Origin of the sequence: Marinobacter pelagius (assembly GCF_003315345.1) — a bacterium.
GTDB classification, from domain to species: domain Bacteria; phylum Pseudomonadota; class Gammaproteobacteria; order Pseudomonadales; family Oleiphilaceae; genus Marinobacter; species Marinobacter pelagius_A.
The window spans coordinates 16,668-28,331 of the sequence record NZ_QNRO01000027.1; the positions used below are offsets into that span (position 1 = coordinate 16,668).

Annotated in this window: 10 protein-coding genes; 8 read left to right on the plus strand and 2 right to left on the minus strand. The window is 58.1% G+C overall.

Annotation, left to right across the window (positions count from 1 at the left end; all coding sequences use genetic code 11):
* The first annotated feature begins 3 nt into the window (after positions 1-3).
* From DET50_RS17365 to DET50_RS17380, 4 genes are all read left to right on the plus strand, one after another.
* Complete coding sequence (locus DET50_RS17365; protein ID WP_113864008.1) at positions 4-1,215, plus strand: patatin-like phospholipase family protein; 1,212 nt, start codon at positions 4-6, stop codon at positions 1,213-1,215.
* Positions 1,216-1,304: 89 nt separating this feature from the next.
* The gene (gene prmB / locus DET50_RS17370; RefSeq protein ID WP_113864009.1) at positions 1,305-2,207 is read left to right on the plus strand and encodes a 50S ribosomal protein L3 N(5)-glutamine methyltransferase; all 903 of its coding nucleotides are present in this window, start codon (positions 1,305-1,307) and stop codon (positions 2,205-2,207) included.
* A 37-nt stretch (positions 2,208-2,244) separates the two neighbouring features.
* Entirely contained in the window at positions 2,245-3,339 is a 1,095-nt protein-coding gene (aroC, locus tag DET50_RS17375) for a chorismate synthase (protein ID WP_113864010.1), read from the plus strand.
* A 180-nt stretch (positions 3,340-3,519) separates the two neighbouring features.
* Entirely contained in the window at positions 3,520-4,662 is a 1,143-nt protein-coding gene (locus DET50_RS17380; RefSeq protein ID WP_113864011.1) for an MFS transporter, read from the plus strand.
* 8 nt (positions 4,663-4,670) lie between these two features.
* Here DET50_RS17380 and DET50_RS17385 read toward each other — a convergent pair whose 3' ends face one another.
* Positions 4,671-5,819 carry a PilT/PilU family type 4a pilus ATPase gene (locus tag DET50_RS17385; RefSeq protein ID WP_113864012.1) on the minus strand — a complete coding sequence of 383 codons (1,149 nt, stop codon included), beginning with the start codon at positions 5,817-5,819 and terminating at the stop codon, positions 4,671-4,673.
* Between the two features lie 23 nt (positions 5,820-5,842).
* Positions 5,843-6,724, minus strand: coding sequence for a LysR family transcriptional regulator (locus DET50_RS17390; RefSeq protein ID WP_113864013.1), 882 nt, complete (start codon positions 6,722-6,724; stop codon positions 5,843-5,845).
* Positions 6,725-7,011: 287 nt separating this feature from the next.
* Here DET50_RS17390 and leuC point away from each other — a divergent pair, with 287 nt between their 5' ends.
* The 4 genes from leuC to asd all read left to right on the plus strand — a co-directional run bounded on the left by leuC (position 7,012) and on the right by asd (position 11,449).
* A complete protein-coding gene (gene leuC / locus DET50_RS17395) occupies positions 7,012-8,430 on the plus strand; it encodes a 3-isopropylmalate dehydratase large subunit (protein WP_113864014.1) in 1,419 nt (472 codons plus the stop codon).
* Positions 8,431-8,447: 17 nt separating this feature from the next.
* Positions 8,448-9,095 (plus strand): 3-isopropylmalate dehydratase small subunit, encoded by a 648-nt coding sequence (gene leuD / locus DET50_RS17400; protein WP_113864015.1) that lies wholly within the window; start codon positions 8,448-8,450, stop codon positions 9,093-9,095.
* Between the two features lie 31 nt (positions 9,096-9,126).
* The gene (gene leuB / locus DET50_RS17405; RefSeq protein WP_113864016.1) at positions 9,127-10,200 is read left to right on the plus strand and encodes a 3-isopropylmalate dehydrogenase; all 1,074 of its coding nucleotides are present in this window, start codon (positions 9,127-9,129) and stop codon (positions 10,198-10,200) included.
* Positions 10,201-10,333: 133 nt separating this feature from the next.
* On the plus strand, positions 10,334-11,449 hold the full coding sequence (gene asd, locus DET50_RS17410; RefSeq protein WP_113864017.1) for an aspartate-semialdehyde dehydrogenase: 1,116 nt from the start codon (positions 10,334-10,336) through the stop codon (positions 11,447-11,449).
* The last annotated feature ends 215 nt before the right edge of the window (positions 11,450-11,664 follow it).

The following is an 11,664-nucleotide window of genomic DNA, read 5'->3' on the forward strand; positions in this document are numbered from 1 at the left end:
ATCATGGCCAGGGATCAGGGAAAGAAGGGGGATTCCCCGGAAAAACCGGATTCAGATGTTCCACAGGACAACATTTCCAAGGTCCTGCAAAGTTCCGATGTGTCAGCGGCGGAGGCTCCTGCCGATGCCCAGAAACCCCCTCCCGGTACCAAACGCAAACAGACCGTTGCGCTAACTCTCGGTAGTGGCGGCGCACGGGGCTATGCCCATATCGGCGCCATCGAGATCCTGAATGAGCGCGGTTACGACATCGTGGCGATATCGGGATGTTCCATGGGCGCGCTCATCGGTGGCATGTATGGCGCCGGCAAGATGAAGGACTACAAGGACTGGGTCACCGGCCTTGGCCAGTTCGATGTACTCAAGTTGCTGGATGTCACCTTCAATTCCGTGGGTGCCATTCGGGGCGAGAAGATTTTCTCCGTGGTCCGGGAGATGCTGGGTGATACCCGGATCGAGGATCTTCCCCTGGCCTACACGGCAGTTGCCACCGACTTGCTTGCGCACAAGGAAGTCTGGTTCCAGGAAGGGCCTCTGGATCAGGCCATCCGCGCCTCCGTTGCCATTCCCAGTGTCGTGACCCCCCTGGTGCTGAATGGGCGCGTGCTGGTGGATGGGGCGCTGTTGAACCCGTTACCCATTATTCCGACCATCTCGGCCCATGCAGACCTGATTGTGGCGGTCAACCTTAGCGGCGAAGATGACCAGCGTCAGCGGATTCCGGACGCGGCCTTTGTCCATGATCAAGAGGCCTCCGACATGGAAGAGTGGGTCGACGCCATCCGGGACAAGGCGTCCCGCTGGTTTGACTGGGATGCCATCAAATCGCTCGGAGCCCGGAAAGCCGACAATGGCGAAAGTCCGGAAGAGAAGATCAGTCGGGAGGTCCACAAAAAAGAAAACCACAAGAACCACGACAAAAAGCCAACCGACAAGAAGCATCAGGAAGATCACGAAACCATCGACTGGGACAAGCTGGGCATTGGTAAATTCGATGTGATGAACCTGACCATCGAGACCATGCAGAGCGCACTGGTGCAGTACAAGATCGCCGGTTATCCGCCGGATCTGCTGGTCAACGTACCCAAGAATGCCTGCCGGACCTACGACTACCACAAGGCCCCGGAACTGATTCAGCTCGGGCGCGAGCGTATGGCCCTGGCGCTGGATCGTTACGAGGCGAACAGGAGCAGCTCCGGCCCGCTCGCCATCTGAGTAGCATCCGGGCTGGTTTAGGCTGCAGGAGCGGGGCCAAACAGCGTATAATCCCGCGCTGACATGCGCCAGAACAGGAAACGATCCTTGTGACGAGCCCCATCGACGATCTTCAGACCGTTCGCGATTACCTTCGCTATGCCTCGACGCAGTTTGCCGCGTCGCCACTGTTTTTTGGTCATGGCACCGATAACGTCTGGGACGAGGCGGTCCATCTGGTGATGCGCAGCCTGAACCTGCCGCTGGAAAACAACACCCTGTTTCTCGACGCCCGGCTCACTCGTGACGAGCGCGCCATGATTCTCGACCGAATCGAGCGCCGGGTGAACGAACGCGTTCCGCTCGCATACCTTCTGGGCGAGGCCTGGTTCATGGGTATGCCGTTCCACGTGGATGAGCGCGTACTGGTGCCCCGTTCACCCATCGGCGAATTGCTGGAAAATGGCCTCCAGCCCTGGCTGGGCGATATTGAAGTTAACAGGCTCCTTGATCTTTGCACCGGTAGTGGCTGCATCGGCATCGGTGCTGCCATGGTGTTCGAGGATGCCAAGGTGGATCTGTCCGATATTTCCGAGGACGCACTGGCAGTTGCCGAATCAAATATTGATCTTCATGACGTCCGTAACCGGGTGCGCACCGTAAGGTCTGATGTGTTCGAGAACATCACCGGCCGCTACGATGTCATTCTGAGTAATCCTCCATACGTGGATGCTGAAGACCTGGCGGACATGCCGGACGAATACCAGCATGAGCCTGAGCTGGGTCTTGCCGCAGGGACGGATGGCCTTGATATCGCCCACCGTATTCTGGCAAAAGCGGCTGACCATCTCACCGAAGAGGGCCTGCTGATCGTGGAAGTGGGCAACAGCTGGGTCGCGCTGGACCAGGCCTATCCAGACCTGCCGTTCACCTGGCTGGAGTTTGAAAATGGCGGTGACGGGGTGTTTCTGCTGCGGGCTGAAGACCTGCGCGCCTGGCAGGCTCGCGGTTAAACCGAATTCTCACAAGAACTGGATAAGATACTGAATCATGTCGGGAAATAGCTTTGGAAAACTGTTCACCGTAACCACCTTTGGTGAAAGCCATGGGGCTGCCTTGGGCTGCATTATCGACGGCTGCCCTCCAGGCCTGGAGCTTTCGGAAGCCGACATGCAGCGTGATCTGGACCGCCGCAAACCGGGCACTTCCCGCCATACCACCCAGCGGCGTGAGGCGGACGAGGTAAAGATCCTGTCCGGGGTGTTCGAGGGCAAGACCACCGGAACACCTATTGGCCTGATCATCGAGAATACCGATCAGCGCTCCAAGGACTATTCCAAGATCTCGGAGCAGTTCCGGCCGGCCCATGCCGACTATACCTACATGCATAAATACGGCGTTCGCGATTACCGGGGCGGTGGCCGCTCCTCGGCCCGCGAGACCGCCATGCGTGTGGCTGCCGGTGCCGTCGCCCGCAAATTCCTGGAGCAGCGCCTTGGCATCAAGATCCGCGGCTACCTTTCCCAGCTTGGCCCCATCAAGGCGGAAAAGCTGGACTGGGACCAGGTGCACCAGAACCCGTTCTTCTGCCCGGACGCCGACAAGGTGCCGGAAATGGAGGCCTACATGGATGCGCTCCGCAAAGAGGGCGATTCCATCGGTGCCAGAATCAATGTCGTGGCTGATGGCGTTCCTCCCGGCCTTGGCGAGCCTATTTTTGACCGTCTTGATGCTGATCTGGCCCATGCGCTGATGAGCATCAACGCGGTGAAAGGTGTGGAGATTGGCGCTGGTTTTGATTCTGTTGAGCAGAAGGGCACCGAGCACCGGGACGAGATGACGCCTGAAGGTTTCCTATCCAATAACGCCGGCGGTGTACTGGGCGGCATTTCCTCCGGTCAACCGATCGTGGCCAGTATCGCCTTGAAGCCGACCTCCAGCCTTCGTTTGCCCGGGCGCAGTATTGATGTGAACGGCAATCCGGTGGAAGTTATCACCACGGGCCGTCACGACCCCTGTGTCGGGATCAGGGCCACACCGATTGCTGAAGCCATGATGGCCATCGTTCTGATGGATCACTACCTGCGCCATCGTGGTCAGAATGGTGATGTGGAAGTTTCTACGCCTGTTCTGAAGCAGCTCTGATTCGGGAAGCCTGCAACGGTTGGTGAAGCGATTCCGTCGGGAAGGACGGTTCAAAAAACGCCCGTGAATAAGTCCCTGTAGGGCTTGGTCGCGCCCTCCTTGGCGCTCCACATTTTTGAACCGTCCTTCCCGCCGAAATCGCCGTAACTCACGATAAATCGTTTTTACAGGAGTCCTGGTATTTACTGGCGGCTTTCGAATCTTTATTTCTGGTTTTTCGCCCTTCTGGGCGGACTGCTTCCGTATTGGTCCCTCTATCTTGAGGGGCAGGGCTATACCTATCTTCAGATCGCCACGTTGATGGCGACCATCCAGCTTACGAAGATCGTAGCCCCCAGCGTCTGGGGCTGGCTCGGGGACCGGAGTGGTCAGCGGGTCCGGCTTGTAAGGTTCGGTGCCATAACCGGTTCGCTATTCTTTGCCGGCGTTTTCCTGGAACCGGGGTTCTATGGCCTGCTGCTGGTGATGCTTGCCTTCACGTTCTTCTGGAATGCCATCCTGCCTCTTTACGAGGTCATTACGCTTCGCACTCTCGGTAAGCAGAAAGAGAAGTACGGCCGGGTCCGGCTTTGGGGTTCGGTCGGGTTTATTGCAGCAGTAGCCGGGGTCGGGGGCATCCTCGAGATTGTTCCGGTCAGCTTGCTTCCATGGCTGTTGCTGCCGGTGTTTGTCGGTATTGCGGTCTCGGCGTTTCTGGTGCCATCGGAGAAAGGAGAGGTCAAGCCAAGGGCGCCAGAGGGCAGTCTGAAGAAAATTGTGACCCATCCAGCGGTGGTCACCTTCTTCCTGATGAATTTCCTGCTTCAGGTCTCCCACGGGCCGTACTACACCTTCTTCAGTATCCATCTCGAGCAGCATGGTTATGGCAAATTACCGATCGGGTTACTTTGGTCACTGGGCGTGGTCGCCGAGATCGGGTTATTTCTGGTGATGCACCGGTTTACCCGGCGTTTCTCCGTCCGGCAGATTGCCATCGGCGCCCTGGTGCTGACCATGATTCGCTGGGCGTTGATAGCCGAGCTGACCGACGTGGTTGCGGTGCTGATCTTCGCCCAGCTTCTTCATGCGGCTTCCTATGGGGCGCTGCACGCGATTTCTGTCCAGTACATCCAGGGCTTCTTCGGCAAACACCACCATGGCCAGGGTCAGGCCCTATACAGCGGCCTTACTTTCGGCGCCGGAGGAGCGGCTGGCGCGTGGATATCCGGCTTCCTTGTGGAAGGCGTCAATACTTCTGCAGCCTTTTGGGGAGGCGCCGTGGCTATGGCTATTGCCGTGCTGATTACCTGGCGGGGCCTGAGGCCGCCGCCAGAGGATGTCTGAAAAGCCTTTTATTCGTCCGGATCTTCCTCGTCTTCCTCGATTTTGAGGGAGAGGCCACTGCCGGTCGGGCCCGAGGCGGTGGAAGAGTCGGCGCCACCCTGACCGTGTAACTTGATCTTCAGTCGCAGGTTGTTGGCAGAGTCGGCGTTCTTCAATGCTTCCTCTTCGGAAATCTTGCCTTCCTTCCAGAGGTTGAACAGCGCCAGGTCGAAGGTCTGCATGCCGAGGTTGGCCGACTTCTCCATGATTTCCTTGATGCCGTCGATCTCACCACGCAGGATCAGCTCGCTTATGGTGGGCGTTCCGAGCAGGATTTCTATGGCCGCACAGCGCTTCTTATCGACCGTCGGAACCAGTCGCTGGGACACGAACGCGCGCAGGTTCATTGAAAGATCCATCAGCAGCTGCGGGCGCCGCTCCTCGGGGAAGAAATTGATGATGCGATCCAGCGCCTGGTTGGCATTGTTGGCGTGCAAGGTGGAAATGCACAGGTGCCCGGTTTCGGCGAAGGCCAGGGCGTGTTCCATGGTTTCCCGGTCCCGGATCTCACCGATCAGAATGACATCCGGCGCCTGACGCAGGGTGTTCTTCAGCGCTTTCTGGAAACTCCGGGTATCAACCCCTACCTCTCGCTGGTTGACGATGCATTTCTTGTGGCGGTGGATGTATTCCACCGGATCTTCGATGGTAATGATGTGGCCGGCGGAATTGCTGTTCCGATGATCGATCAGAGCGGCAAGGGAGGTGGACTTGCCCGAACCGGTGGCACCGACAAACAGAACCAGGCCGCGCTTGGCCATCACCACATCTTTGAGAATCGGCGGCAGACCGAGGTCGTCTGCGTTCGGAATCTCGGTGACGATGTTCCGCGCGACGATCGAAATCTCGTTACGCTGCCGGAAAATATTAATCCGGAACCGGCCCACTTTGCCAATGCTGTAGGCCAGGTTCATCTCGAGCTCCTGCTCGAACTCGGCAATTTGCTCATCGTCCATGATGGTATAGGCGATATCCTTGATCGCCCCGGGCCCCATGGGAGACCGGTCGATGGGCTTGAGCGCACCGTGGAATTTGGCGCAGGGCGGGGCGCCGGTACTCAGGTAAAGGTCCGAGCCATCGTGCTTGGCCAGAATCTTGAGGTAATCGTCAAAGCCCATGTTGTCTCCTGATCGTCAATGATTTACTTGGATTCGCCCGTTTCCTCCTCCCGCACAACCTTCAGCAGCGCCCGCGCCGCCTGGCTAAGCTGACGCCCGGCTACCCCGATACCGCCCAGCATCCGGTTAACGGGATACCCGGTATCCAGCTGGTGTATCGACTGATCCAGCATGCTCACGGGCAAAACACTCCAGCCTAGCCCGACACTCGTCATCATCTTGAGCGTCTCAAGGTAATTGGTCGGTATCTGCTGTTTCAGCGGAAGATTCGCCTCAAGAAAAAGGCGACTGACCGTCCGATAGGTGGCCGTCGTGGTATCCGGCAACAAAGCAGGATAGCGGGCAAGATCCTCAAGCGACGCCGAAACCTGACCCGACAACTCATGATCCCTCCCGACCACAAACGCCATTGGATCGGACCACTGCTCGTATACCACGAACTGGCTGCCCATACTGTCACTGAGTGTGACAAACGCCAGCTCCGCGTTACGTTTGAGCATCTGCGCGTAAGCCGCATCCGACTCCATGAACTGCAGATTCAACCGTACCTCCGGATAGTCACGGGAAAAACGCCTGAGCCAGTTGGGTAGGTGATGCAGTCCGATGTGGTGCGACGCGATAATCTCCAGCTCCCCGCTGATGTCTCCGTCATCTGCAGACAGCGCCACACGTGCGTTATGAATCTCGTCAAGAATCTTTCTCGCATGGGGCAGCAGCCTTGTACCGGCATCGGTCAGTCTTATCTCACGATGGCTGCGATCAATCAGCTTTGTACCCAACTGGTTCTCCAGAGCCGCCAGTCGTTTGCTGATTGCCGGTTGGGTAAGGTGCAGGACCTCCGCGGCTTCCGAGAAGGAGCCCTGATCAACAATGGTGAGAAATGCTCTTAGAGAGTTTGAATCCACTGTTCACCATTTCCTGTTTGGTGGCATTCATAGGTTTGGGGTCTGGATGGGGCCGGCTTTCCAAAACTGTGCGGAGCCATGGATGGCGGAGCTCAAGCGTCACAGGGACGTGCCGCAAGGAGCGTGTTTTGGAAAGCCGGCCCCACCCAGACCTTGCACCAAAATTAGAGCATGCCAAAAAGGAATGCAAAGAATAAAAAACATGAATTGAGGTTATGCAGCGCAGGGGAGTAACATAGCAATCAATGAAGTCAAAACCAGAAACCCCCAGAGAGTGAGAGAGAATCATGGCGGGCAAGACCTTATACGACAAATTGTGGGACGACCATCTCGTCAAACAGCGGGACGACGGCTCCGCACTGATCTACATCGACCGACAGTTGCTGCACGAAGTCACCTCACCGCAAGCGTTTGAAGGCCTGCGCCTGGCCGGTCGTAAGCCGTGGCGGATCGACGCCAACATCGCCACCCCGGACCACAACGTCCCGACCACCGATCGCGACAAAGGCATCGACGGCATCGTCGACCCCGTATCCCGGACCCAGGTCGAAACCCTCGACAAGAACTGCGACGAGTTCGGCATCCTCGAATTCAAGATCAAGGACCAGCGCCAGGGCATCGTCCACGTTATCGGGCCGGAGCAGGGCGCCACCCTGCCGGGCATGAGCATTGTGTGCGGTGACTCCCACACCTCCACCCACGGCGCCTTCGGCTGCCTGGCTCACGGCATCGGCACCTCCGAAGTCGAGCACGTGCTGGCCACCCAGTGCCTGGTGCAGAAAAAGATGAAAAACATGCTGGTCAAGGTCAACGGCAAGTTGGGTCCCGGCGTGACCGGCAAGGACGTGGTCCTGGCCATCATCGGCAAGATCGGAACCGCTGGCGGTACCGGTTACGCCATCGAATTTGGCGGTGAAGCCATCCGCGGCCTCAGCATGGAAGCCCGGATGACCATATGTAACATGTCTATCGAAGCCGGTGCCCGCGTTGGCATGGTGGCGGTGGATGACACCACCATCGACTACGTCGCAGGCCGCCCGTTCGCCCCGAAAGGCGAGACCTGGGACAAGGCTGTAGACTACTGGCGCACCCTGCACAGCGACGACGATGCCGTGTTCGACAAGGTGGTCGAGCTGGACGGCTCTGCCATCATGCCGCAGGTCAGCTGGGGCACCTCCCCGGAAATGGTGACCGGTGTCGACGGCGCCGTTCCGGACCCGGCAAAAGAAGAGGACCCGATCAAGCGCGAGGGCATTGTCCGGGCGCTCAAGTACATGGGTCTGCAGCCGAATCAGAAGATTATCGATATCCAGCTCGACCGCGTCTTCATCGGTTCCTGCACCAACAGCCGCATCGAGGATCTGCGGGAAGCCGCCGCCGTGGTAAAGGGTCGCAAGGTTGCATCCAGCCTCAAGCAGGCCATGGTTGTGCCCGGTTCAGGCCTGGTAAAGGCCCAGGCCGAGCAGGAAGGTCTGGACAAGATCTTTATCGAAGCCGGTCTGGAATGGCGCGATCCGGGTTGCTCCATGTGCCTGGCCATGAACGCCGACAAACTGGGGCAGGGCGAGCATTGTGCCTCCACCTCCAACCGGAACTTCGAGGGCCGTCAGGGCTTTGGTGGTCGTACTCACCTCGTCAGCCCGGCCATGGCCGCCGCTGCCGCGGTGACCGGCCATTTCGTTGATGTCCGTGATTTGATGCACTGAGCCACAGGAGAGAGACCATGCGAGCATTTACGCAACACCAGGGTATTGTTGCCCCCATGGACCGTTCCAATGTGGACACGGACATGATCATTCCCAAGCAGTTTTTGAAGTCCATCAAGCGCACCGGCTTCGGCCCGAACCTGTTTGACGAGCTGCGCTACCTGGACGAGGGCAAGCCGGACCAGGATAGCTCACAGCGTCCGATCAATCCGGACTTCGTGCTGAACCAGGATCGCTACAAGAACGCCAGCGTGCTGCTGGCCCGCAGCAATTTCGGTTGCGGCTCCAGCCGTGAGCACGCGCCCTGGGCCCTGGATGATTTCGGCTTCCGGGTCATCATTGCCCCGAGCTTTGCAGATATCTTCTACAATAACTGCTTCAAGAACGGGCTGTTACCCATTGTTTTGCAGGAAGAAGTAGTTGACCAACTGTTCCGAGAGACGGAAGAGAACGAAGGCTATCAGCTGACGGTGGACCTGGAGTCGAAGACCGTGACCACGCCGTCCGGTGAATCCTTCAGCTTCGAGGTGGATGATTTCCGCCGGCACTGCCTGCTCAACGGCCTGGACGATATCGGTGTCACCCTCGAAGATGCCGATCTGATCCGCGACTATGAAGAAAAGCGCAGGCAGACCGCGCCCTGGCTGTTCAATACCGGCAACTGATTCAAGCTCACTGACTTTAAGGAAGAATTTCATGTCCAGAAACATTCTCATGCTCCCGGGTGACGGAATCGGCCCTGAAATCGTTGCCGAGGCTGAAAAGGTCCTGAACAAGGTGAACGATCAGTTCGGCCTGGGGCTGAGCTTTGAAAGCGCGCTGGTCGGCGGTGCTGCCATTGATGAGGCGGACACGCCGTTGCCCGAGGAAACCCTGGAGAAAGCAAAGGCGGCCGACGCCATCCTGCTCGGTGCCGTTGGCGGCCCCCAGTGGGACAGCCTGCCCATGGCCAAGCGGCCGGAGAAAGGGCTGCTGGGCCTGCGCTCCAACCTTCAGTTATTCGCCAACCTGCGCCCTGCAATTCTGTATCCGCAGCTGGCGTCTGCTTCCTCTCTCAAGCCGGAAGTGGTGTCCGGTCTGGATATCATGATCGTGCGCGAGCTGACCGGCGGTATCTACTTCGGCCAGCCCCGTGGTGTCCGTGAACTCGAGAGTGGAGAGCGCCAGGGGTACAACACTTACGCCTACACCGAATCGGAAATTCGTCGCATAGGTCGGGTGGCCTTCGAGGCGGCCCAGCAGCGGGGCAAGAAGCTGTGTTCCGTGGACAAGGCCAACGTGCTGGAAGTGACTGTTCTGTGGCGGGAAATCATGGAAGACCTGAAGCGCGAATACCCGGATGTGGAGCTGTCCCACATGTACGTGGATAACGCCGCCATGCAGCTGGTGCGGGCCCCCAAACAGTTCGACGTAATTGTGACTGGCAACATGTTTGGTGATATTCTTTCGGACGAAGCGGCTATGCTCACCGGCTCAATCGGCATGTTGCCGTCCGCGTCGCTGAACTCGCAAAAGCAGGGAATGTACGAGCCCTGCCATGGTTCGGCGCCGGATATTGCCGGTCAGGGTATTGCCAATCCGCTGGCCACCATCCTCAGTGCTGCCATGATGTTGCGTTACAGCCTGGGTGAGGAAAAAGCCGCAGAAGCCATCGAAGCGGCGGTCAGCAAGGTTCTGGACCAGGGTCTGCGCACGGCTGACATTATGTCGGAAGGTGCGCAGAAAGTGTCCACCCGGGAGATGGGTGAGGCGGTGCTCGCAGCAATGTAAGCGGGCGATTCCGGTTCGGACCAACAAAGACCCGACGGCAACAGGATGCAGTTGCCGCGGGATCATCCATCCTGTCCCTGCCAGCGATAACGGTAGCGGGTGGGCATAAATCAACGAGGTTCAAAGGTCGCACATGAAGCGAGTTGGACTTGTAGGTTGGCGTGGCATGGTGGGCTCGGTCCTCATGCAGCGCATGCGTGAAGAAAACGATTTTGCTGACATCGATCCGGTGTTTTTCTCCACCTCCCAGACCGGGAAACCGGCTCCGGATGTCGGCAAGGAAGGCGTTCCGCCGCTGCAGGACGCGTTCGATATCGATACTCTCAAATCCATGGACGTCATCGTGACCTGCCAAGGTGGTGATTACACCGGTGAGGTCTACCAGAAACTGCGTGACGCAGGCTGGGAAGGCTACTGGATCGACGCCGCATCCACCCTGCGGATGGTTGATCATTCCGTAATCGTTCTGGATCCGGTTAACCGTAACGTGATCGATGAGGCCCTGGACAAGGGTGTCAAGGATTACATTGGCGGTAACTGCACCGTCAGCCTGATGATGTTGGCCCTCGGCGGACTGCTCGAGCAGGACCTGATCGAGTGGGTATCTCCCATGACCTATCAGGCGGCTTCCGGTTCCGGCGCCAAGCACATGCGGGAACTGCTGAACCAGATGGGTGCACTCAACAGCGCTGTTAAATCCGAGCTGGACGATCCGTCCTCCGCGATTCTGGAAATCGACCGCAAGGTGACCGATACCATGCGCTCCGGCGATTTTCCCACCGAGAACTTCGGTGTGCCTCTGGCCGGCAGCCTGATTCCGTTTATCGACAAGCAGCTCGATAACGGTATGAGCAAGGAAGAGTGGAAAGCGGGCGTCGAGACCAACAAGATCCTTGGTCGCAGTGACAACCCGATTCCCATCGACGGCATCTGTGTCCGCATCGGCGCGATGCGCTCCCACAGCCAGGCGCTGACCATCAAGCTCAAGAAGGACCTGTCCGTGTCCGAGATTGAGGGCATTCTGGCCAAGGCGAATGACTGGGTGAAGGTTATCCCGAATGACCGGGATGCGACCATGGAAGAACTGACGCCGGCAAAAGTGACCGGTACACTCAGTATCCCCATCGGGCGAATCCGCAAGCTGGCTATGGGTCCGGAGTACATCTCCGCGTTTACCGTTGGTGACCAGCTGCTGTGGGGCGCCGCAGAGCCGCTTCGCCGCATGCTCCGGGTCCTTCAGGAGCGTTAAGAAGTGTTACACAGGGGTAATTAATGCCAACTGTGTCCGGTTTCAGAAAACCGGTTGGGGGCGGAGGCTGATTTCGGCCTCCGCCCCTGTTATTTTCAGGGAACCTAGGGGGTTCCGGCTTGAAGATAAAAAAGTGCTGCAAGGATTGCAGCTGATTGATTGATAAACGAGGCTTTATCAACAATACTTGCGAAATTGAATATTAAAATCGCGAC